General features: G+C 71.8%; 18 protein-coding genes and 1 pseudogene. 11 read left to right on the top strand and 8 right to left on the bottom strand.

Features of this window, described 5'->3' with window-relative positions; genetic code table 11:
* Window positions 1-26: 26 nt before the first annotated feature.
* Together AB0K80_RS30005 and AB0K80_RS30000 are read right to left on the bottom strand one after the other, a co-directional pair.
* Window positions 27-899: a carbohydrate ABC transporter permease gene (locus AB0K80_RS30005; protein ID WP_365675037.1), complete on the bottom strand. Its 873-nt coding sequence runs from the start codon at window positions 897-899 to the stop codon at window positions 27-29.
* Window positions 893-1,885 carry an ABC transporter permease subunit gene (locus AB0K80_RS30000; protein WP_365675035.1) on the bottom strand — a complete coding sequence of 331 codons (993 nt, stop codon included), beginning with the start codon at window positions 1,883-1,885 and terminating at the stop codon, window positions 893-895. The genes AB0K80_RS30005 and AB0K80_RS30000 overlap by 7 nt, the downstream gene beginning before the upstream one ends.
* Before the next feature lie 260 nt (window positions 1,886-2,145).
* On the opposite strand from AB0K80_RS30000, the gene AB0K80_RS29995 reads away from it, so the two are divergent.
* Window positions 2,146-3,132 (top strand): acetylxylan esterase, encoded by a 987-nt coding sequence (locus AB0K80_RS29995; RefSeq protein ID WP_365675032.1) that lies wholly within the window; start codon window positions 2,146-2,148, stop codon window positions 3,130-3,132.
* 104 nt (window positions 3,133-3,236) lie between these two features.
* Window positions 3,237-4,067, top strand: coding sequence for an alpha/beta hydrolase (locus tag AB0K80_RS29990; RefSeq protein ID WP_365675030.1), 831 nt, complete (start codon window positions 3,237-3,239; stop codon window positions 4,065-4,067).
* 109 nt (window positions 4,068-4,176) lie between these two features.
* Here the strand turns inward: AB0K80_RS29990 and AB0K80_RS29985 are convergent, their stop codons facing one another.
* A complete protein-coding gene (locus tag AB0K80_RS29985) occupies window positions 4,177-5,259 on the bottom strand; it encodes a lytic polysaccharide monooxygenase (protein ID WP_365675029.1) in 1,083 nt (360 codons plus the stop codon).
* A gap of 381 nt (window positions 5,260-5,640) precedes the next feature.
* Between AB0K80_RS29985 and AB0K80_RS29980 the strand changes: the two genes are divergently transcribed.
* The 5 genes from AB0K80_RS29980 (at window position 5,641) to AB0K80_RS29960 (ending at window position 13,250) form a co-directional block, all read left to right on the top strand.
* Window positions 5,641-8,217, top strand: coding sequence for a SpoIIE family protein phosphatase (locus tag AB0K80_RS29980; protein WP_365675027.1), 2,577 nt, complete (start codon window positions 5,641-5,643; stop codon window positions 8,215-8,217).
* Window positions 8,214-9,296, top strand: a complete 1,083-nt coding sequence (locus tag AB0K80_RS29975) for a substrate-binding domain-containing protein (protein WP_365675025.1) — start codon at window positions 8,214-8,216, stop codon at window positions 9,294-9,296. Before AB0K80_RS29980 ends, AB0K80_RS29975 begins: the two co-directional genes overlap by 4 nt.
* Window positions 9,297-9,311: 15 nt before the next feature.
* Window positions 9,312-10,091, top strand: a complete 780-nt coding sequence (locus tag AB0K80_RS29970; protein WP_365675023.1) for an ATP-binding cassette domain-containing protein — start codon at window positions 9,312-9,314, stop codon at window positions 10,089-10,091.
* Between the two features lie 149 nt (window positions 10,092-10,240).
* Window positions 10,241-11,410 (top strand): sugar ABC transporter permease, encoded by a 1,170-nt coding sequence (locus tag AB0K80_RS29965; protein WP_365675091.1) that lies wholly within the window; start codon window positions 10,241-10,243, stop codon window positions 11,408-11,410.
* Between the two features lie 478 nt (window positions 11,411-11,888).
* Window positions 11,889-13,250 (top strand): sugar ABC transporter substrate-binding protein, encoded by a 1,362-nt coding sequence (locus tag AB0K80_RS29960; RefSeq protein WP_365675021.1) that lies wholly within the window; start codon window positions 11,889-11,891, stop codon window positions 13,248-13,250.
* 76 nt (window positions 13,251-13,326) lie between these two features.
* On the opposite strand, the gene AB0K80_RS29955 is transcribed toward AB0K80_RS29960, so the two are convergent.
* Entirely contained in the window at window positions 13,327-16,125 is a 2,799-nt protein-coding gene (locus AB0K80_RS29955; protein ID WP_365675019.1) for an aconitate hydratase, read from the bottom strand.
* A 281-nt stretch (window positions 16,126-16,406) separates the two neighbouring features.
* Here AB0K80_RS29955 and AB0K80_RS29950 point away from each other — a divergent pair, with 281 nt between their 5' ends.
* From AB0K80_RS29950 to AB0K80_RS29940, 3 genes are all read left to right on the top strand, one after another.
* On the top strand, window positions 16,407-16,607 hold the full coding sequence (locus AB0K80_RS29950; protein ID WP_365675017.1) for a DUF4236 domain-containing protein: 201 nt from the start codon (window positions 16,407-16,409) through the stop codon (window positions 16,605-16,607).
* A gap of 70 nt (window positions 16,608-16,677) precedes the next feature.
* Window positions 16,678-18,207 (top strand): UDP-N-acetylglucosamine 1-carboxyvinyltransferase, encoded by a 1,530-nt coding sequence (locus tag AB0K80_RS29945; protein ID WP_365675015.1) that lies wholly within the window; start codon window positions 16,678-16,680, stop codon window positions 18,205-18,207.
* A 122-nt stretch (window positions 18,208-18,329) separates the two neighbouring features.
* Window positions 18,330-18,626 carry a GlsB/YeaQ/YmgE family stress response membrane protein gene (locus tag AB0K80_RS29940; protein ID WP_365675013.1) on the top strand — a complete coding sequence of 99 codons (297 nt, stop codon included), beginning with the start codon at window positions 18,330-18,332 and terminating at the stop codon, window positions 18,624-18,626.
* 56 nt (window positions 18,627-18,682) lie between these two features.
* Here AB0K80_RS29940 and AB0K80_RS29935 read toward each other — a convergent pair whose 3' ends face one another.
* A complete protein-coding gene (locus tag AB0K80_RS29935; protein ID WP_365675011.1) occupies window positions 18,683-19,483 on the bottom strand; it encodes a VOC family protein in 801 nt (266 codons plus the stop codon).
* Window positions 19,484-19,568: 85 nt separating this feature from the next.
* Window positions 19,569-19,724: pseudogene (locus AB0K80_RS29930) on the bottom strand (DUF6299 family protein); the annotation flags it as partial.
* A 215-nt stretch (window positions 19,725-19,939) separates the two neighbouring features.
* On the opposite strand from AB0K80_RS29930, the gene AB0K80_RS29925 reads away from it, so the two are divergent.
* Window positions 19,940-20,137 carry a DUF5999 family protein gene (locus AB0K80_RS29925; RefSeq protein ID WP_365675009.1) on the top strand — a complete coding sequence of 66 codons (198 nt, stop codon included), beginning with the start codon at window positions 19,940-19,942 and terminating at the stop codon, window positions 20,135-20,137.
* A gap of 57 nt (window positions 20,138-20,194) precedes the next feature.
* On the opposite strand, the gene AB0K80_RS29920 is transcribed toward AB0K80_RS29925, so the two are convergent.
* Window positions 20,195-20,593, bottom strand: coding sequence for a RidA family protein (locus AB0K80_RS29920; RefSeq protein WP_365675008.1), 399 nt, complete (start codon window positions 20,591-20,593; stop codon window positions 20,195-20,197).
* Window positions 20,590-22,044: an acyl-CoA dehydrogenase gene (locus tag AB0K80_RS29915; RefSeq protein ID WP_365675006.1), complete on the bottom strand. Its 1,455-nt coding sequence runs from the start codon at window positions 22,042-22,044 to the stop codon at window positions 20,590-20,592. The genes AB0K80_RS29920 and AB0K80_RS29915 overlap by 4 nt, the downstream gene beginning before the upstream one ends.
* Window positions 22,045-22,187 lie beyond the last annotated feature (143 nt).

The raw sequence follows: 22,187 nt of genomic DNA, 5'->3' as shown, positions 1-22,187 counted from the left end.
AGCGGGTTGAGGAGGGTCAGGGAGGGTCAGCCCTTGACCGCGCCGAGCATCACGCCCGAGACGAAGTAGCGCTGGACGAACGGGTACACGCACAGGATGGGCAGCGAGGTCAGCACGATCGTGACGGCCTGGATGTTGGCCGCGGCCTGGCTGAGCTGGTCGGTGCCCGCGCCGGCGTTGCCGCCGGTGGTGGCGCCCGAGATGAGGTTGCGCAGGTAGACGGTGACCGGCATCAGCTCGGCCCGGTCCATGTAGAGGAAGGCGCTGAACCAGGAGTTCCAGAAGGACACCGAGTAGAACAGCACCATCGTGGCGACCACGGCCTTCGACAGCGGCAGCACGATCCGCAGCAGGATGCCGTACGTGCTCAGGCCGTCGATCTGCGCGGCCTCCTCCAGTTCGCTCGGCAGGCTCTCGAAGAACGCCTTCATCACCAGCAGGTTGAACACGCTGATGGCGTTCGGCAGGGCGATGGCCCACACGGAGTTCTTCAGGCCGAGGCTGGTGACCAGGACGTAGTGGGGGATCAGACCGCCGGTGAAGAACATGGTGAACACGGCGACGCCGACCAGGACGCCGCGGCCCTTGAGGTGTTTCTTCGACAGGACGTAGGCGTAGCAGGTGGTCAGCACCATGGCGACGGCGGTGGCGACGACCGTGTAGAGCACGGTGTTGCCGTAGTTCCGCCAGAACATCGAGTCCTGGAAGACGATCTTGTACGTGGTGAGGTTGAAGCCCCGGGGCCACAGCGTGACCTCACCGGCGCGGATCTGCCGTTCCCCGCTGAACGAGCGGGCGACGATGTTGACGAACGGGTAGAGGGTGACGAGCACGACCAGGGTGAGGACCACCCCGTTGACGCCCTGGAAGACCCGGTAGGAGCGGCTCGGTCTCACCACAGGCTCGTCCCCGTCGTGCGGCGCGACAGCTGGTTCGCGGACGTGATCAGGACCAGGCCGATGACCGCCTCGAACAGGCCGATCGCGGCGGCGTAGCTGAAGCTGTTGGACTCCACGCCGGTGCGGTAGAGGTACGTGGAGATCACGTCGGCCGTCGGATAGGTCAGCGGGTTGTACAGCAGCAGGACCTTCTCGAAGCCGACCGCCATGAAGGTGCCGATGTTCAGGATCAGCAGGGTGATCATGGTGGGGCGGATGCCGGGCAGGGTGACGTGCCAGATCTGCTGCCAGCGGTTGGCGCCGTCGATCCGGGCGGCCTCGTACAGGTCCTCGTCGATGGTGGTGAGCGCGGCGAGGTAGAGGATCGTTCCCCAGCCCGCGGTCTGCCAGATCTCCGAGGCGACGTAGATGGTGCGGAACCACTCGGGTTCCTGGATGAACCGGATGGGCTCGTGCCCGAACCAGCCGAGCACATGGTTGACGGGGCCGTCGGTGGCGAGCATCTGCATGGTGATGCCCGCGACGATGACGATCGACAGGAAGTGCGGCAGGTACGACACCGACTGCACGAACCGTTTCAGCGCCTGCCGGCGCACCTCGTTGAGCAGCAGCGCGAGCACGATCGGGATCGGGAAGCAGAACACCAGCGTCAGCCCGCCGAGCCACAGGGTGTTGCGGAACACCTGCCAGAAGGTGGGGTCGGTGAGGAACATCTCCACGTAGCGCAGCCCCACCCACTGCTCGCCCAGGATCGACCCGCCCGGCTCGAAGCGGCGGAAGGCGATCACGTTGCCGATCATCGGCAGATAGCGGAACACCAGGAAGAACAGCAGCGGCAGCACCGCCAGCGAGTACAGCTGCCAGTCCCGGCGCAGCGCCCGCCGCCAGCCGGTGCGCGCGGGCGGCCGCCGGCGTCGGGGCGGGGCCTTGGCCGGCGGCGGTTCCTGGGTGCCGTGCGGCGGAACCGACGTGGTGGAGGTGCTCATTGCTCGGGCCTCCCGTGGCATGGGACGCGGTACCGAAACTTTCGAGCTCTAATCCGTAACTTGCGGCAACCTAAGGGCAGGGAAAAGCGCTGTCAATGGGTGCTGCGGACTGGGGTGTTGAGGCGCGGTCAGTCTGGTGGGATTCAGCAGGCGACTGGAGTGGAAGAGATGGAAGGGGCTGCAGCGCACCGGAACTTTCCGTCCCGCGTCCGCAACGATCGGTCCCGTCCGCTGTCTCCACCGACTCCTGCGAGGTGCCCGTGCCCGCGTTCGACCTGCCGCTGACGGAGCTGGAACGCTACCGCCCGGACGTCGCGGAGCCCGCCGACTTCGACGCGTTCTGGGCGGACACGCTCAAGGAGGCCGGGACGGACCCGGTGCTGGTGTCGGTGAACCCGGTGCGGACGGGCCTCAGGCTGACCGAGACCTGGGACGTCACCTTCCGGGGCTTCGCGGGCGACCCGGTACGCGCCTGGTTCAGCAAGCCGGCCGGGGTGCGCGAGCCCCTGCCCGCGGTCGTCGAGTACGCGGGCTACGGACGCGGCCGGGGCCTCCCCCACGAACGGCTGACCTGGGTCAACGCCGGGTTCGCCCATCTGCTGATGGACAACCGCGGCCAGGGCGACCAGTACGGCTGCGGCGGCGCCACCCCCGACCCGCACGCGACGGCGCCCGGCGGCCCGGGCCCGGCGGCACGCGGCCTGCTCGCCCCGCACGACTACCACTACCGCCGGCTGATCACCGACGCGGCCCGCGCCGTCGCCGCCGTCCGTGACCTGCCCGGCGTGGACGGCACCCGGGTCGCGGCCGTCGGCAACAGCCAGGGCGGCGGCCTCGCCCTGGCCGTCGCGGGCCTGGTCCCCGACCTGGCGGCGGCCCTGGTCACCGCCCCGCTGCTGTGCGGCATCCGCCGCGCCCTCGACCTGACGGACACGGGCCCGTACGGCGAGATCGCCGCGTACCTGTCGGTGCACCGGGGCGCCGAGGAGGCGGCGTACCGCACGCTGGCCTACGTGGAGGGCATCTCCTTCGCACGCCGTGCACAGGCCCCGGCCCACTTCGGGGTGGGCCTGCGGGACACGGTGTGCCCGCCGAGCGGGGCGTACGCCGCGTTCCACCGCTACGGGGAGCTGAGCGGCGCCGAGCCCCGCACGGAGCTCCACGCCTATCCGTTCAACGGGCACGAGGGCGGGGACGCGGTGCACGTGCGGCGGCAACTGGACTGGCTGGGCGGGCTGTCGAGCTGAGCGGTGACGAGTCCCCGTAGGCGCTCCCGTGCAGGGCCCGGACCAGGGTGATTCAGACATGACAGGTCGACTCGTGCGCCGCCCACGAGCCGAGGAGGGTCCCCGTGTCGGTCCAGGTGGAACGGGAAGGCGTGGTCCTGGCGCTCAGCCACCGCAGCGGGGAGGGCAGACCGCTGCTGATCGTGCCGGGAGTCATGGCCGACGCCGCCTCCTGGCAGGGCGTGGTCGACGCGCTGTGCACCACACGGCCCGTGTACGTCCTCAACCGGCGCGGCCGCCGGCCCAGTGGACCGCTGGGCGACGGGTACTCGGTCCGCACCGAGATCGAGGACCTGTGCCGGGTACTCGACGCACTCGGCACGGCCGAGGACGGTGGCGCGCTGGACCTCTTCGGCTGGAGCTACGGCGGCCTCATCGCGCTGGAGGCCGCCGGGCGGCACGCCGGCATCCACTCCCTGACGCTCTACGAGCCCGTGGTACGGCCTTTCGGTCTGCAGGCGCTGGACGCCCTGCGACGGGCCGACGAGGCGGGCGACCTGGACCGCGCGGTGGAGATCGTGAACAGGGACGTGTCCGGCTTCTCCGCCGAGTACGTCGCGCAGCTGCGCCGGAGCCCGGCGTGGCAGGCGCTGCGACCGCTCGCGGCGCCGCTCGCCCAGGAGTTGACCGCGCTGAACGACCACCCGGCCGATCTGACGGGCTACGGGGATCTCCCCATGCCCGTCACGCTGCTGCTCGGCGGTGACAACGAGGGAGTGCCGCCCTACGGGGAGCCGTTGGCCCGTATCGCGGCGGCGATGCCCCGCGCGCGCGTGCGCGTGATGCCGGGGCAGGGACACCTCGCCCATGTCCAGGACCCCGGGACGCTTGCCCGGTACATCGTCGAGGCGCTGGACTGGGCCCGTCAGCAGGGCGCGCACGCCTGTCCCCGATGAGGGACGGCCCCGGACCGGCCGTCCGGCCACCGCCCCACGCCGTCCGGCCACCTTGTGGACCCCGGTGGCGGCTCGGTGTCCTCACCGGGGCCCTTCGCGCCCTGCCGGTTCAGCCCACCCGGCAGGGCAGGCTGGTCGTGCTGTCACCCCCGGAGCCCGAGACGACGTACCCGAACGTCGCGCTCTGACCCGGGCTCAGCGAGCCGTTCCAGCCCGCGTTGTGGACCATCACCGCCTGGCCGTTGTAGGTGGCGGTGCCGCTCCACAGGCTCTCCACCTTCTGGCCGGCCGGGAGGGTCCAGTCGACCATCCAGCCGAGCATCGGGACGGTGCCGGTGTTCTTGACGGTGACCTCGGACTGGTAGCCGCCGTTCCAGGTGCCCGTCGTCCGGCGCGTCGCGGTGCACTCGCCGGGGACCGGGTCGCTGGGGGTGCCGGGCTGCTTGATGCCCGTCACCTCTCCCTTGCCGCCGTCGAAGACGACGTCGGAGCAGGAGTAGAAGGTCTCCTGGCTGTCGGAGCGCTGCCAGACCATGTAGATGATGTGGCGGCCCGACTTCCCCTCCGGGAGCTTGCCGGTCCAGGAGTAGTTGGCCTCCACCGTTCCCGGGCTGCCCTTGAGCGGCGGGTGGTCGACCGTGAGGAAGGGCCGGTCCTCGATGTCGTTCCAGGTGAGGGTCTTCGTCGGGTCGAAGCCGTCCTTGGTCAGGTAGACGTGGAACCAGCCCGGGTGCGCGGCCCAGGCGTTGTAGGAGAAGTCGATCGTCGCGCCCGAGGTGAGGTGCGTCAGCGGCCAGTCCTTGCTGGGCGTGTTGAAGCCGGTGAAGTTGGGGTTGCCGCCGCTGCACAGCTCGCCGTCCGGGACGAAGCCGCGGGTGCGTCCGGCGCCGTCGGAGCGCAGGACGGAGAACCAGTTGTAGAACGGGGTCGTCCCGCTCACCTGCTGCGCCGTCCGGCACGCCGGGTTGACCGGCTTGATCTCACCGGTGTCGGTGAGGGCGTCCTGCCAGCACAGGAAGGTGCGGCTGCCGGGCTTCATCGGGGTGCCGTGGGCCTCCGCCTCGCCGCCCGCCGACATGACCAGGCCGAGGGCCGGGAGCGCGGCGAGGAGGGAGACCAGGACGAGGAACAGGGCTCTGGCGCGGGTGGGGGAGGTGGATCGGCGCGTCGCCGCCTTGCCTGTCATGATCATGACATGTCCGTCCGTTCGGGGAGTAGCGACCGTGCGGAGGTGCGTGCGGATGAGCGGGGTGGGGGCGACCCGGGCGGCGGGTTCCGGTCCACCGCGCATGGGAGCGCTCCCACCCCGCCTAGGGCGGAAGGTAGCGCCGGACGGCGCGCTTGTAAACGCCGGGCGCGAAGAGTGTGCGGGCGAGGAGTGCGCGCGAGGCACGCGGGCAGCACCGCATCCCCCGCGCAGGCGGGACCCAAGCAGGGAGCAATGCACGTATATGCGCCGATCCACCCCTGTTCGTCCGGTATGCGATTCTGATGTGTGGGTGCCCTGCCGCTCCCGGGCGTTCGGGGTTTCCCACCCGCCAGCACGTGCGGCACGGACGGGAGACGATGCGCAATGCCCCACAACGGCGGGACCCGGGCGGCGGCCCCGGGTCTGCGGGCCCCCGGGGCCGGGGCGGCGGACACCGGTCCGTCTCCCCCGGTGCCGGATCGCTCCCCGAGGGAGCGGGCCCTGGCGTTCGCGGGGGCGGCGGTGGCGGCCGTCTACGTGCCGGGGCCGACCGGCGGTGAGCTGGGGCTGGTCGAGTCGGCCGGAGCGGACATCGAGGCGTACGGGCTGCCGAAGAGCGTGCCGGTCCCCGGTGACTCCGCGATCGCCGAGGCCTTCCTGGAGGGCCGGCCCCGGTGGCTGACGACCGTGGTGCCCGGCTCGCGAGCCGGGGGCGGCTGGGAGCCGCCCGATACCGAGCTGCCGCTCGCGGTGCTGCCGCTGGGCTCGGCCGGGGGCGACTGGCTCGGCTGCCTCGTGGTCGTCGGCGACTGCGCGGACGGCTTCTGCGCCGAGCAGCGGGACTTCCTGGAGCGGTACGCCGAGGCCATCGCCGGCCGGCTGCGCGGCGAGGCCGACCGGGGCGCGCCCGCGCCGCTGCTGGACCCGGCCCTGCGGAGCATGCGGGTCGGCTCCTTCGCCCTGGTGCCGGGCACCGGCGTGGTCGAGACGGACACGGCGCTGCTGGACCTGGTCGGCATCGCCGCGCACGCGTTCGACGGCAGGACCGACACGCTGCTGTCGTACACCCTGCCGGAGGACGTGCCCGCGCTGATGTCGGTCGTGGAGCCGTCCGCGCAGCTCGCCGGGTGCCGGGAGCTGGAGTTCCGGATCCGCCGGCCCACCGGTGAGCTGTGCTGGCTGCACCTGTGCGGCCGGGTACTGAGGGGCCCTGACGACCGGCCGCGGCGGGTGGTGGGTGTGGTGACCGCGGCCCCCGTGCTGCGCCGCAGTTCCAGCGACGTCGCCCGCATCCAGTGGCTGACCGCCGCGCTCGACGAGGCCACCACGGTCCGGGACGTCAGCCGGGTCGTGGTCGCCGCGCTGCGCGAGCCGCTGGGTGCCGACCGGGTCGCGCTGGCCGAGCTGCTGGAGGACCGGCTCGCGGTCTCCGTGCTCGATCCGCCGACCGCCGAGTCCTGGCCCGAGCTGTGGCGCGCCCAGTGGCGCTCGGAGTGGCCGGACGCGCCGGTCAGTGCCCTGCCCACGCTGGCGGCGACGCTGCGGGACGGCCGGATGAGCCTGTGGCCCGCCGGGGCCGCACTGGAGCCCGGGCTGGCCGGGGTCGGCCCCGGCGGGCTGGCCGTCCTGCCGCTGCCGGCCCGCAGCCGGGTCGCCGGGGTGTGCCTGGTCGGCTGGGACGAGCCGCACGCCTTCGTCCCCGAGGAGCGGGCCCTGCTCACCGCGACCGCGGGCCTGGTGGGGCAGGCCCTGAAGCGGGCGCACGCCTACGACGCCGAGCAGGAGCTCGCCACGATGCTCCAGCGCAGCCTGCTGCCGCCGCGCCTGCCCGAGCTGCCCGGGGGCATCGCGGTGGCGCGCTACCTGCCCGCCAAACGCGGGCTGCAGGTGGGCGGCGACTGGTACGACGTGATCGCGCTGTCGGACCGGAAGGTGGCCCTGGTCATCGGGGACGTACAGGGCCACAGCGCCGGAGCCGCGACGATCATGGGCCAGATGCGCACCGCCGTACGGGCGTACGCCGTGGAGGGTCATCCGCCCGACGTGGTCGTCTCGCACGCCAACCGGCTGCTCGTCGGTATGGAGACCGACCTGTTCGCCACCTGCTGCTACGTCGAGCTGGATCTGGAGGAGGGCACCGCGCTGTTCGTGCGGGCCGGGCATCTCGCGCCGCTGGTGCGCCGCCCCGACGGCACCGCCGAGGAGGTCGCGGTCGAGGGCGGGCTGCCGCTGGGCGTGCTGGCGGACGCGGAGTTCCCGCTGACGTCGGTGGCGCTGGCCCCCGGATCGGTCCTGGCGCTGGTGACCGACGGGCTGGTCGAGGCCGTCGACCTGGAGGTGGACGAGGGCATGCGGCTCACCCGTCAGGCGCTGGCCGCGGCCGACCCGTCCGACCCGGGGCGGATGGCCGACGCGCTGCTCGGGGAGGCCGGCCGCCGCGAGGACGACGTGGCGTTGCTGCTGCTGCGCTACGACGGGATGCGCGTCCGGCCGGTGCGGGCCGGGTGGGTGGTGTGGCGGCTGCCGGACGCGGTGATGCACGCCCGGCGTTTCACCGCCCGCACCCTGCGGTCCTGGCGCGTCGGGGCCGACGCGGACACGGTGCTGCTGGTCGTCTCCGAGCTGGTCACCAACGCGCTGGTGCACACCCAGGGCCCGGTCCGTCTCGACCTCACCCTCGCCGCGGACCGGCTGCGGGTCACGGTGAGCGACTCCTCGCCGCGCGCGCCGGCCAAGCCGGTGGTCGTGGACTGGGAGGCGACCGGGGGGCGTGGCCTGTTGCTGGTCGAGGCGGTGTCCGCGTCCTGGGGGTCGGTGCCGGTCGGCGGGGGCAAGCAGGTGTGGAGCGAGCTCGTCCTGACGACGGGGGCGGGCCGCGGGCAGGACGGGGACGGGCCGGACGGGCAGGACAGGCAGGACGGTGACGGTCCGGGCGGGCGGGGCGAGAGGGGCCGGCGATGACAGCCCGCCGGTGGCGTGCGGTGGCCGCCGTGCTGTCCGGGCTGCTGGCCGCGTCCCTGGCCGGGTGCGGCACCGACGGCGGCGCGCAGCACAGCGGGCTGACGGTGGGTCTGCTGCTGCCGGGCCGGGCGCTGCCGCGCTGGGAGCACTCCGACAAGCCGCTCATCGAGCGACGGGTGAAGGAGCTGTGCGCGGAGTGCAGCGTGACGTACGCCAACGCCGAGAACGACGTGTCGAGCCAGCGCCACCAGATGAACTCCCTGATCACCAACGGGGCGGCGGTCATCATCCTGGACGCCGTGGACGCCAAGGCGCTGCGGTCCTCGGTCCGGGCGGCACACCGGGCGGGCGTGCCGGTGGTGGCGTACGACCGGCTGGTGGAGGGCCCGATCTCGGGTTTCGTCAGCTTCGACGGCGCGCGGGTCGGACGGCTCCAGGGTGAGGCGCTGCTGAAGGCGATGGGCCGCAAGGCGGACGGCGGCCGGATCGTCATGATGAACGGTGACCCGGCCAGCCCCAACGCGCGCTGGTACGAAGGGGGCGCGCTGTCCGTCCTGAAGGGCCGGGTCCGGATCGGCAAGTCGTACGACACCGTGGGCTGGCGGTCGGAGAACGCCCACCAGAACATGGCCGCCGCGATCAGCGCCCTCGGGCCGCACCGGATCGACGGGGTGCTGGCCGCCAACGACACCATCGCCGCCGGCGTCATCTCGGCGCTCAAGAGCGCCGGTGTCTCGCCCCTGCCGCCGGTGACCGGCCAGGACGCCGATCTGGAGGCCGTACGGCGCATCGTGAAGGGCGAGCAGCACATGACGGTCTACAAACCCTTCCGGCAGCAGGCCGACGCCGCCTCCGTGATGGCCGTGGCCCTGGCGCGCGGCAGAGGTCTCCACGGTCTCGTCACGACGACGGTGGACAGTCCCACCACCGACGACATCCCGGCCGTGCTGCTGTCCCCGGTCGCCGTGACGGTCGGCACCATCAGGCAGACGCTCGTGCGGGACGGCGTCTACACGATCGAGCAGATCTGCGTTGCGAAACTCCGGCCGGCCTGCGACCGGGCCGGACTCACCAGGTGAGGGGAGGTGGTTGCCGTGGGGTTCCCGCCCGTACTGGCGTTGCGCGGCATCTGCAAGCGGTTCGGCGGCGTACAGGCGCTCCTGGACGTCGACCTGCAGCTCCGGGCCGGGGAGGTGGTGGCGCTGGCCGGCGACAACGGGGCCGGCAAGTCCACGCTCGTCAAGGTGATCTCCGGGGTGAGCCCCGCCGACCGGGGCGTCATCGAGTGGCAGGGCCGGCGGGTGCAGATCAGGCGCCCGCACGACGCGCACGCCCTGGGCATCGCGACCGTGTACCAGGACCTCGCGATGTGCGACAACCTGGACGTGGTCGGGAACCTGTTCCTCGGCCGGGAGATCGCCCGGGTGGGCATCCTCGACGAGGTGGAGATGGAGCGCCGCGCCCGGGAGCTGATGCGGAGCCTGTCCATCCGGATCCCGGATGTGCGGATGCCGGTCGCCGCGCTGTCGGCGGGACAGCGGCAGGCCGTCGCGATCTCCCGTTCGCTCATGGGCTCGCCCAAGGTCCTCCTCCTCGACGAGCCCACCGCGGCCCTGGGGATCGAGCAGACCAGCCATCTGCTCGACCTGATCGAGGAGGTGCGCGACCGGGGCATGGCCATCCTGCTCATCAGCCACAACATGGGGGACATCAAGGCGGTCGCCGACCGGGTGGCCGTGCTGCGGCTCGGCCGTAACAACGGGCTGTTCGACGTGAGCACCGTGTCGCAGGAGCAGATCATCTCCTCCATCACCGGCGCGGCCGACAACGCGGTGGCGCACCGGACGACGGCTGACGGGGAGGGGTGGCCGTGAGCAGGAGCGGGACACCACGTGACGCCGGGCCCGGCGGGCAGGGCGGGCCGGGGGGCGGTGGGCCGGCAGGTGGTGCCGGTCCGGCCCTGAGGGATCTGAAGGACCAGGGGCTGAAGGGCCTGAAGGGTCTGAGGGGATACGCCGCCGGACTGGGCAGCGGGGTGCGGAGCACCGAGCGCGGTCCGCTTCTGCTGGTGCTCGGCCTCGCGGTGATCTGGATCGTCTTCCAGGCGCTGGACGACAACTTCCTCTCGCCGCGCAACCTGTCCACCATCAGCGTGGACATCGTCGGCACCGGTCTGGTCGCGGTCGGCATCGTGTTCGTGCTGCTGATCGGGGAGATCGATCTGTCGGTCGGTTCGGTCAGCGGGCTGGCGGGGGCCGCGTTCGCCGTGCTGAACGTCAACCACGGTGTGCCCGAGTGGCTCGCCCTGATCGTGGGGGTGGTGTGCGGTACGGCCGTGGGGGCCTTCCACGGGGCGTTCTTCGCCTGGCTGGGGGTGCCCGCGTTCGTCGTCACGCTGGCGGGGCTGCTGATCTGGAACGGGCTGACGCTCTACCTGCTAGGCGCGAGCGGCACGATCAGCATCGACGAGGAGGGCCTGGTCGCCGACCTGACCGGCACCTACTTCGCCGCCGACGGCGTCGCCTACGCCGTGGCCGCGCTCGGCACGGCCGGTTATCTCCTGGCCGCCCGGCGCATGGCCAACCGGCTCAGGGCGGCCGGGATGCCGTTCCGGCCGGCACGGGACATCTGGGTGCGGGCCGGAGTCCTGGCGGTGGTGTCCTTCGCCGCGGCGTACACGCTGAACCGGTTCCAGGGGCTGCCGCTGGCGCTGCTGATCTTCCTGGTGGTCCTCGTCGTCGCGGACTACGCCCTGCGCCGCACCCGGCCCGGGCGGCGGGTGTACGCGCTCGGCGGCGGCGTGGAGGCGGCCCGGCGTGCGGGCATCGGGGTGGAACGGGTGCGGATCGCGATGTTCACGGTGTCGGGCACGCTGGCCGCGGTCGGCGGGCTGTTCGTCGCCTCGGGCCTCACCTCGGCCAGCCCCACCACGGCCCGTGCCGCCGGTTCGGGCATGCTGCTGATCAACGCCATCGCGGCGGCCGTCATCGGCGGCACGAGCCTGTTCGGCGGCCGGGGCACTCCCTGGTCGGCGCTCCTGGGTGTGCTGGTCATCCAGTCCATCGCCTCCGGCATGGCCCTGCTGGGCGTGGAGGACGCGATCCAGTTCATGATCACCGGCGGGGTCCTCCTCGTCGCCGTCGCCGCCGACGCCCTCTCCCGCCGGGCAAGCGCGGGACGGGGGCGGACGTAGCTACGCCGACGAGTTCCGGCCACTGCCGCACCCGCCCCCATCCCACCCGAGCACCACCGCCCCGGACCGACTCGGTGCGCCACCGGACAGGCCACCCTTCCCCGCCGACAGGGCACCGACGAAGACCGCCACGCTGAGCGGTGAGCTGCCGCTCGCCGCCGCCGGACTCTCCTGCTCTCGGGCGCGGCACACGGCCGATGGGCGTCCGCACGGTCGGCGGGCAACCGGTTCGGGGTTGTGCCGCCGTCCGTGCGGCAGGCGGTCACCCAGTCCGGTCGGCCACCTCGAGCCGGGGCGGCTCGGCATGGTGCCAGCCACGCCGGCAGCCGCGGGCGCGCAGGGGGTCCGGCCCACGCTGCTCCCCCAGGCCGACCGCCCGGTGCCCCGCATGACTCTGCCGCGAGACAGCCAAAGAGTCGTAAAGTCGGATATACACCTCATGTCCGACTGAAGGAGACGCTGTCGTCATCGGAGTGCCATGAAGCGCAACAGCCTCATGCGGGCGGCCGTGGCCGCCGCGGTCGGGACTGGTCTGGTGCTCTCCGGCTGTGGTGGGGGCGCGGGGTCGCCCTCCGGAGGAGGGCCGGCGCAGACCATCCACGTGCTCAGTGTGAACAATCCGCCGATGCAGCACCTGAAGAGCCTCACCAAACGGTACTTCACCGCCGAGACCGGCATCAAGGTCACCTACACGCTGCTGCCCGAGAACGAGGCGCGCGAGAGGATGAACAACGAGTTCGCGACCCAGGCCGGGCACTACGACGTGGCGAGTGTGAGCGCGTACGAGGTGCCGATCTACTCGAAGAACGGCTGGCTCGCCCCGCTGGACTCCTATGTGAAGGCGGACGAGGACTTCGACCAGGACGACATCTTCCCGAACCTGGTCGCCGCGCTGACCGGGGCCGACGGCAAGATCTACGCCCAGCCGTTCTACGGCGAGGGCTCCTTCCTGGCGTACCGCAAGGACCTGTTCCGCAAGACCGAGCTGACCATGCCCCCGAACCCGACCTGGAAGCAGGTCGCGGAGCTCGCCGCCAAGGTCGACGGCACCGACGGCGCGAGCGGCATCTGCCTGCGCGGTCTGCCCGGCTGGGGCCAGAACCTCGCCCCGCTCAACACGGTCGTCAACACTTTCGGCGGCTCCTGGTACGACATGGAGTGGAACGCCCGGCTCACCTCGCCGCGGTTCAAGGAGGCCGTACGGTTCTACGTGGACCTGCTCCGCGAGCACGGCCAGCCCGGCGCCCACCGCATGGGCTTCCTGGACGTCCTGGACACGTTCGTGGCGGGCAAGTGCGCCATGTGGTACGACGCCACCGTCCTGGCCTCGTCGGTGGAGGCCGACGGCTCGTCGGTCAAGGGCAAGGTCGGCTACGTCGCGGCGCCGCACGAGAGGACCGAGAAGGCCGGCTGGCTGTGGACCTGGGCGTGGGGCGTGCAGAAGGCGAGCGAGAAGAAGGACGCCGCCTGGGAGTTCATCTCGTGGGCCTCCTCCAAGGAGTACCAGGCCCTGGTCGGCAAGGAACTCGGCTGGACCGCGGCCCCGGCCGGCAACCGCAGGTCCCTGTACGTCAACCCGGAGTACCAGAAGGCGGCCCGCGCCTGGTACCGGCAGGAGTACGCGGCGGTGACCAACTCCGCCGACCCGAAGAACCCGGGCGTCGGTCCCCGCCCCTACACCGGCATCAGCTTCCTGGGCATCCCCGAGTTCGCGGTCCTGGGCACCGCGGTCTCCCAGCAGATCGCCGCGGCCATCGCCGGGCAGCAGTCGGTGGACGTGGCGCTGGAGAAGTCGCAGGACCTCGCCCACGCCGCCGCGGCGAAGTACCGCGGCGGCTGAGCGCACGGCGGCACGGCGAGGGCCGCATCCCCGGGGTACGGGGATGCGGCCCTCGGCCTGCCTGCCGCCCGACCGCCTACTTGCGGATCAGGCTGCGCAGCACGTACTGCATGATGCCGCCGTTGCGGTAGTAGTCCGCCTCACCGGGGGTGTCGATGCGGACGACCGCGTCGAACTCGACGCCCGTGTCGGTGGTGACCTTCACGGTGCGCGGCGTGGTGCCGTCGTTGAGCTCGGTGACGCCGGTGATGGAGAAGGTCTCCTCGCCGGTCAGGCCGAGCGACTCGGCGGACTGCCCCTCCGGGAACTGCAGCGGCAGGACGCCCATGCCGATGAGGTTCGAGCGGTGGATGCGCTCGTACGACTCGGCGATGACGGCCTTGACGCCGAGGAGCGCGGTGCCCTTGGCGGCCCAGTCGCGGGACGAGCCGGAGCCGTACTCCTTGCCGGCCAGGACGACCAGCGGGATGCCGGCGGCCTGGTAGTTCTGCGAGGCGTCGTAGATGAAGGAGACCGGGCCGCCCTCCTGGGTGAAGTCGCGGGTGTAGCCGCCCTCGGTGCCCGGCGCGATCTGGTTGCGCAGGCGGATGTTGGCGAACGTACCGCGGATCATCACCTCGTGGTTGCCTCGGCGGGAGCCGTAGCTGTTGAAGTCGCGGCGCTCGACGCCGTGCTCCGTGAGGTACTTGCCCGCCGGGGTGTCGGCCTTGATGGCGCCGGCCGGGGAGATGTGGTCGGTGGTGACCGAGTCGCCCAGCTTGGCCAGGACGCGGGCGCCGGTGATGTCCTCGACCGGGGCCGGGTCCATGGTCATGCCCTCGAAGTACGGGGGCTTGCGGACGTAGGTCGACTCCGGGTCCCACTCGAAGGTGTCGCCGGTCGGGATCGGCAGCGCCTGCCACTGGGCGTCGCCGGCGAAGACGTCGGAGTAGGACTTGGAGAACATGTCCTCGCCGATGGCGTTGGCGACGACGTCGTTGACCTCGGCCTCGGACGGCCAGATGTCCTTCAGGTAGACCGGGTTGCCGTCCTGGTCGGTGCCCAGGGCCTCGCGCGTGATGTCCACCTTCATGGAGCCGGCGAGGGCGTAGGCGACGACCAGCGGCGGGGACGCCAGGTAGTTCATCTTGACGTCCGGGTTGATCCGGCCCTCGAAGTTCCGGTTGCCGGACAGGACCGAGGTGACCGCGAGGTCGTTGTCGTTGACCGCCTTGGAGACCTCCTCCGGCAGCGGGCCGGAGTTGCCGATGCAGGTGGTGCAGCCGTAGCCGACGAGGTTGAAGCCGACCTTGTCGAGGTACGGGGTCAGGCCCGCCTTGTCGAAGTAGTCGGTGACGACCTTGGAGCCCGGGGCGAGGGTGGTCTTGACCCACGGCTTACGGGTCAGGCCCTTCTCGACCGCCTTCTTGGCCACCAGGGCGGCGGCGACCATGACGTACGGGTTGGAGGTGTTGGTGCAGGAGGTGATGGCCGCGACGGTCACCGCACCGTGGTCCAGCTCGTACGTCGTGCCGTCGGGGGCGGTCACGGTGACCGGGTTGGACGGGACGGCGGCACCGGTGCCCTCGGCGTGCTGCGGCGCGCCGGCGCCGTTCTCCTGGCTGCCGTAGGCCGGGGCGTCGGAGGCCGGGAAGGACTCGGCGCTGGCCTCGTCCACCGGGGAGGCCGCGGCGGCGGCCTGCTGGGCGACGGGCGCCTCGACGTAGTTGAGGACGTCCTTGGCGAACTGCTCGGCGGCCTTGGACAGCTCGATGCGGTCCTGCGGGCGCTTCGGGCCGGCGATGGACGGCACGACCGTGGACAGGTCCAGCTCGAGCTTCTCGGAGAAGTCCGGCTCGGCCTTCGGGTCGAGCCACAGGCCCTGCTCCTTGGCGTACGCCTCGACGAGGGCGACCTGCTGCTCGGAGCGGCCGGTCAGACGCAGGTAGTTCAGGGTCTCGTCGTCGATCGGGAAGATCGCGGCGGTCGAGCCGAACTCCGGCGACATGTTGCCGATGGTGGCGCGGTTGGCGAGGGAGGTGGCGGCGACACCCTCGCCGTAGAACTCGACGAACTTGCCGACCACGCCGTGCTTGCGGAGCATCTCGGTGATGGTCAGCACCAGGTCGGTGGCGGTGGTGCCGGGCTGCAGCTCACCGGTCAGCTTGAAGCCGACGACGCGCGGGATCAGCATGGAGACCGGCTGGCCGAGCATGGCGGCCTCGGCCTCGATGCCGCCGACGCCCCAGCCGAGGACGCCGAGGCCGTTGACCATCGTGGTGTGGGAGTCGGTGCCGACCAGGGTGTCCGGGTAGGCCTTGCCGTCGCGCACCATCACCACACGGGCCAGGTGCTCGATGTTCACCTGGTGGACGATGCCGGTGCCGGGCGGGACGACCTTGAACTCGTCGAAGGCGGTCTGGCCCCAGCGCAGGAACTGGTAGCGCTCCTTGTTGCGGCCGTACTCCAGGTCGACATTCACCTTGAAGGCGTCGTTGGTGCCGAACTTGTCGGCGATGACGGAGTGGTCGATGACCAGCTCGGCCGGCGCCAGCGGGTTGATCTTGGCCGGGTCGCCGCCCAGCTCCTTCACGGCCTCACGCATGGTGGCGAGGTCCACGACACAGGGCACGCCGGTGAAGTCCTGCATGATCACGCGGGCCGGCGTGAACTGGATCTCCTGCGACGGCTGAGCCTGGGAGTCCCAGGAGCCGAGCGCGCGGATGTGGTCGGCGGTGATGTTCGCGCCGTCCTCGGTGCGGAGCAGGTTCTCCAGCAGGACCTTGAGGCTGTACGGCAGGCGGGCCGAGCCCTCCACCTTGTCCAGCCGGAAGATCTCGTACGACTCGTCGCCCACCTGCAGCGTGCTGCGGGCGTCGAAGCTGTTCGCCGACACGACAGTCTCCTTCATTGATGTGCGCGTACCACCACGATCCTGCCGCCACGGCATCTCGGCCTGTCCGCTAAGGTAAGGCTAAGTTAGGCCAGCCTTACCGGCTTGGCGGCTGCGGTGCTCCCCGGCAGATATCTCGATGTCGAGATAACTCTAGTACACCGGGGCCGAATGGTCATGCCCGGGTTCTCGGTGCCGCCGGCGCCGCCCTGCCATCTCCGCGCCGACTCGGGGTAAACGTGCTGAGCCGGGAACACCCCGGCGAACCCCGAAAGGAGACAGGAATGGGGCTCACGTTCCGCAAGAGCTTCCGGATCCTTCCGGGAGTGCGCCTGAACATCAACAAGCGCTCCTGGTCGATCACCACCGGCACGGGCAGGAACGGGCCGCGGTACACCCGCAGCAGCACGGGGCGCCGTACGACGTCGATGGATCTGCCCGGCCCCTTCGGGTGGCGGAGGACCCGCACCGCCAAGCGGGACTGACGGCCTGTCACCCTCACCCGAACAGACCCCCCATGAGGCGCCATCTCATATCTGAGATAACCTCAACCTCATGGCAGACGACTACCTCGTACGCATCGGCAAGCTCATCCGTGACGCCCGGCAGCACCGGGGCTGGACGCAGTCGCAGTTGGCGGAGGCGCTGGGAACCAGCCAGAGCGCCGTCAACCGCATTGAGCGGGGCAACCAGAACATCAGCCTTGAGATGATCGCCCGCATCGGGGAGGCCCTCGACAGCGAGATCGTGTCCCTCGGCTACGCGGGCCCGATGCATCTGCGGGTGGTCGGCGGCCGCCGGCTGTCCGGCGCCATCGACGTGAAGACGAGCAAGAACGCGTGCGTGGCCCTGCTGTGCGCCTCGCTGCTCAACAGCGGGCGCACAGTGCTGCGCCGCGTGGCGCGCATCGAAGAGGTGTACCGCCTGCTGGAGGTGCTCAACTCCATCGGCGTGCGCACCCGTTGGATCAACGACGGCGTCGACCTGGAGATCGTGCCGCCGGCCGAGCTGGACCTGGCGGCGATCGACGCGGACGCGGCCCGCCGCACCCGCTCCATCATCATGTTCCTCGGCCCGCTGCTGCACCGCATGGACCGCTTCAAGCTGCCGTACGCCGGCGGCTGCGACCTCGGCACGCGCACCGTCGAGCCGCACATGATCGCCCTGCGCCGCTTCGGCCTGGAGATCGCGGCCACCGAGGGCCAGTACCACGCGGTCGTCGACCGGTCGGTCCGCCCCGACCGCCCGATCGTGCTGACCGAGCGCGGCGACACCGTCACCGAGAACGCGCTGCTGGCCGCCGCCCGGCACGACGGCGTCACCGTCATCCGCAACGCCTCCTCCAACTACATGGTCCAGGACCTGTGCTTCTTCCTGGAGGCACTCGGCGTCAAGGTCGACGGCATCGGCACCACCACGCTCACCGTGCACGGCGTGCCGGACATCGACGTGGACGTGGACTACTCCCCCTCCGAGGACCCGGTCGAGGCGATGAGCCTGCTGGCGGCGGCCGTGGTCACCGAGTCGGAGCTGACGGTGCGTCGGGTGCCGATCGAGTTCCTGGAGATCGAACTGGCCGTGCTCGAGGAGATGGGCCTCGACCACGACCGCACGCCCGAGTACTTCGCCGACAACGGCCGCACCCGCCTGGTGGACCTCACCGTCCGGCCCTCCAAGCTGGAGGCGCCGATCGACAAGATCCACCCGATGCCGTTCCCGGGCCTGAACATCGACAACGTCCCGTTCTTCGCGGCGATCGCGGCGGTGGCGCAGGGCAAGACCCTCATCCACGACTGGGTCTACGACAACCGCGCCATCTACCTGACCGACCTCAACCGGCTGGGCGGCCGCCTCCAGCTGCTCGACCCGCACCGCGTCCTGGTCGAGGGCCCGACCCGCTGGCGCGCCGCCGAGATGATGTGCCCGCCGGCCCTGCGCCCGGCCGTGGTCGTCCTGCTGGCGATGATGGCCGCCGAGGGGACGTCGGTGCTGCGCAACGTCTACGTGATCAACCGGGGATACGAGGACCTGGCGGAACGGCTGAACTCGATCGGGGCGCAGATCGAGACGTTCCGGGACATCTGACGGCTCATTCACCGGCCTCGGCGGGGGAGCGCGCCGCACGCGGAGAAGTCCGGAACGAACACAGGAGTTTGACCTGCCTCCACGGGGAACTCGGCGGATCGTCACAAAGGAGGTACGTTCCCATGGGCATCATCGCGTGGATTTTGATCGGACTGCTCGCCGGGGCCATCGCCAAGGCCCTCATGCCCGGTAAGGACCCGGGCGGCATCATCGTCACGATGCTGATCGGTATCGCCGGAGGCCTGCTGGGTGGGTTCCTCGGGAAGGTGATCTTCGGCGTCGACTCGGTCGACGGCTTCTTCGAGCTGTCGACGTGGATCGCGGCGATCGTGGGCTCGGTCATCATCCTGGCTCTGTACCGGCTGTTCACCGGCCGTACGCACAGCCGAGCGGGGCACCGGTCCAGCCACGCTCACTGACAGGCCGTGAACGGATGCCGCCGCACCCCGGTGCGGCGGCATCCGCCTGTCCGGGCTCAGTCGCCGGCCGGAGGGGTGAGGACCACGAAGTCCGCGTCGGCGGGGTCGAGGCAGACCGCCAGCCGACCGACGCCCTCCGCGTCCTCCGGGCCCATCTGCACCCGGCCACCGCTCTCGGTGACCCTGGCGACCGCGGCGTCGCAGTCGGGGACGGCGAAGACGGGGTGCCAGTAGGGCCGGCCGTGCGCGAGGGCGAGGCCCTCCTCGCCGACCTCCATGAGGCCGCCGTGCATCCGCTCCTCGGGCAGTCCGGCGGGAGTGATGAGGGAGTACGTGCCGCCCCCGCCCGGCAGTTCCATGTCGCTGAACTGCCAGCCGAAGACACCGCCGTAGAACTCCTTCGCGGCCGCCGCGTCGCTGGTGTACAGCTCGGTCCAGCACAGCGAGCCCGGCTCGTCCACCAGCTCGACGCCCTGGTCCGAACCGGGCTGCCAGACCGCGAACTGGCCTCCCAGGGGGTCGCTGTACTGGGCCATCCGGCCCCACTCGCCGAGGTCTCTCGGGGCCACCCGGACCGTGCCGCCCGCGCGCCGCACCGCCTCGGTCGTGCGGTCCGCGTCGGTGACCTTGTAGTAGATCATCCAGGCGGAGCGGGCGCCCTCCTCGGTGAGCTTGCCGAGTCCGGCGACGGTCTTGCCGTCCTTCCGGAACATCCCGCCCTCCACGTCCTCCCCCTCCCCCATGGCCTCGTACTCCCAGCCGAGCACCGCGCCGTAGAAGTCCGCGGCGGCCCGTACGTCGGGGGCGCCCAGGTCGAGCCAGCAGGGGGAGCCGGGAGCGAAGTCAGTGGTGATCACGGCGAGTCCCTTTCGCAGATCCTGTGTGACCTCAGCGTGACACCGGGCACTGACGATCGCCCGTCGGCCTGGGCATCCGGGCGTCGGCCCGCGTGCCGCCGCTGCCGGAGCGGCGGGTGGAGGGGGCCTGGCCGACGGAGGAGCTGACGAAGACCGGGCCCGTGGCGCCGAGGCAGCGGTAGGTGCCGCTGAGGGTGACGGTGCCGTCGGCGGCGGCCGGTGCTGAGGGTTCCACTGGTACCGGGCGGGTGCGCCGGCAGCCGTCATCCTCACTCCCTTCGGTGGCGAGTCCGTGCCGACCGTCGTGGAACCGTCCGGGGCTCGTCAGGGAACGGTCACAGTCCCCGGCGCGCCGTTCCGATCAGCGCGCGGCAGGAGGACGGTCTCCTCATACGAGCCGTCCGCGTACGGCTCGCGGGAAACCGCCGGACGGCCCTACCGATGTGGAGGTGCGCCATGTGTGCCCACAAGCCCACGTGCCCCCGGACCGACTCCCCCGCCCCGCACGTCGTCGCCGCCCACCCCGAGCAGGGCTGGAACCTGCGGTGCGACGGCTCGATCGTCTTCGACGACACCGGCGAGCTGCTGCCCGACGGCCGTGTCGTCGCACCGCACCGGGCGGACGTCCGGCGCGGGCTGGCGGTCGCGGCCTGACCGGTCGGCCGTCGCCCTGCGGGGCCACGGCGGTCCGGGCCCGGCAGGCGGGGGTGGCTAGGGCAGGACGGCGAACCCGTCGAGCTCCACCAGCGCCTGCTCGTCCCACAGCCGTACGACCTGCACGACCGCCATGGCCGGATAGTCACGGCCCGCCAACTCCCGCCAGATGCCCCCTATTTCGGGTGCGTGGGTGCGGTAGGCGGCCACGTCCGTGGCGTAGACGGTGACGCGGGCCAGGTCGGAGGGGGTGCCGCCCGCGGCACGCAGGGCGGCCAGCAGGTTGGCCAGGGCCCGCCGGAACTGCTCGGGCAGGGTGTCCGCGACCACCTCGCCGTCGGGGTCGAGCGCGGTCTGGCCGGCCAGGAAGACGACGCGCGAGCCCGTGGCGACGACGGCGTGGGAGAAGCCGGCCGGCGGGGACAGGCCGGGCGGGTTGAGGCGCTCGACGGTCATCGGTCCTCCAAGTGGCCGTACAACTCCTTGGCGATGATGCCGCGCTGGACCTCGCTCGCGCCCTCGTAGACGCGGGGTGCGCGCACCTCGCGGTAGAGGTGTTCGAGGAGGTGGCCGCGGCGCAGGGCGCGGGCGCCGTGCAGCTGGACGGCCGCGTCCACGACGTACTGCGCGGTCTCGGTGGCCAGCAGTTTCGCCATCGCGGAGCGCTGGGGGACGTCCCGGGCGCCTGTGTCGTACGCGGTCGCCGCCGCGTACACCATCAGGCGGGCCGCCTCCGTGCGCAGGGCCATCTCGGCGACCTGGTGGGAGACAGTCTGCAGGTCGCGCAGCTTGCCGCCGAAGGCGTCCCGTCGCGCGGTGTGGGCGAGGGCCGCGTCGAGGGCCGCCTGGGCCATGCCGACCGCGAAGGCGCCGACGCTGGGGCGGAACAGGTTGAGGGTGCCCATGGCGACCCGGAAGCCGTGGTCCACCTCGCCGAGCAGGTCGTCCGCCGTCACGGGTACGGCGTCGAAGCGCAGGGTTCCGATGGGGTGCGGGGAGAGCATGTCGAGGCCGGTGCCGGTCAGGCCGGGCCGGTCGGCGGGGACCAGGAAGGCGGTCACGCCGCGCGCGCCGGCGCCGGGGGTGGTACGGGCGAAGACGGTGTAGAAGTCGGCCTCGGGGGCGTTGGAAATCCAGCACTTGTCACCGGTGAGCCGCCAGCGGGAGGAGCCGTCGGGGTCGGCGACCAGGGCCCCCACGTGCGACCCGGACCCCGGGCCCGGCTCGGATTCCGCGTGCGGCCCGGACCAGGCGCCCGGCCCAGACCCCGCGCCCGGCGAACCCTCCGGACCGACACCCACCGGCCGGTCCGTCCCCGCGCCCGGCGAGCCCATCGACCCGACACTCAGCTCGCCACCCGGCCCAGTGGCCACCGGACCTCCCGCCCCGACACCCAGCCCATCGTCCGGCACAACCCCCACCGGACCACCCGCCCCGACACCCAACCCACCACCCGGCCCAGCCCCCACGAGACCGCCCGCCCCACCCCCCGGCACCCCCTCCCGCTCCGCCCGCAGCGTCAGCGCCGCCGCGTCCGATCCCGCCCCCGGCTCGCTGAGCGCGAAGGCGGCGACCGCGCTGCCGTCCCGCACCCGGGGCAGCCACCGCTCCCGCTGGCGGTCCGTGCCGTGGGTGTGCACCGGGTGGGCGCCCAGGCCCTGGAGGGCGAGAGCCGTCTCCGCCTCCGTGCAGGCGTACGCCAGGGACTCGCGCATCAGGCACAGCTCCAGCGCGCCCGAGGTGAACAGCCGTCCGAGCAGCCCGAGCCGGCCCAGTTCGGCGACGAGGGGGCGGTTCACCCGGCCGGGCTCGCCCTGCTCGGCGAGGGGCCGCAGCCGGTCGGCGGCCAGGGCGCGCAGCTCGGCGCACCAGGCGAGGTGTGCCGGTTCGAGCGAGAATGCGGGCACGGCCGAACTCCCTCCGGAGTGATGCCTCCACGGTCCCGATGGTTCCCCGACGTTCCTCCGACGTCCTGCGACGCGTCTCTCACGACCGTATCGCGCCCAGTTGACTGCCGTCACCAACACGATACGCTCCCCAGGCGAGCCCA

The organism is Streptomyces sp. NPDC052682 (genome assembly GCF_040678435.1).
In the GTDB taxonomy this organism is placed as follows: domain Bacteria; phylum Actinomycetota; class Actinomycetes; order Streptomycetales; family Streptomycetaceae; genus Streptomyces.
Note: the sequence above shows the minus strand (reverse complement) of the source record. Positions and strands in the feature narration are given on the sequence as shown.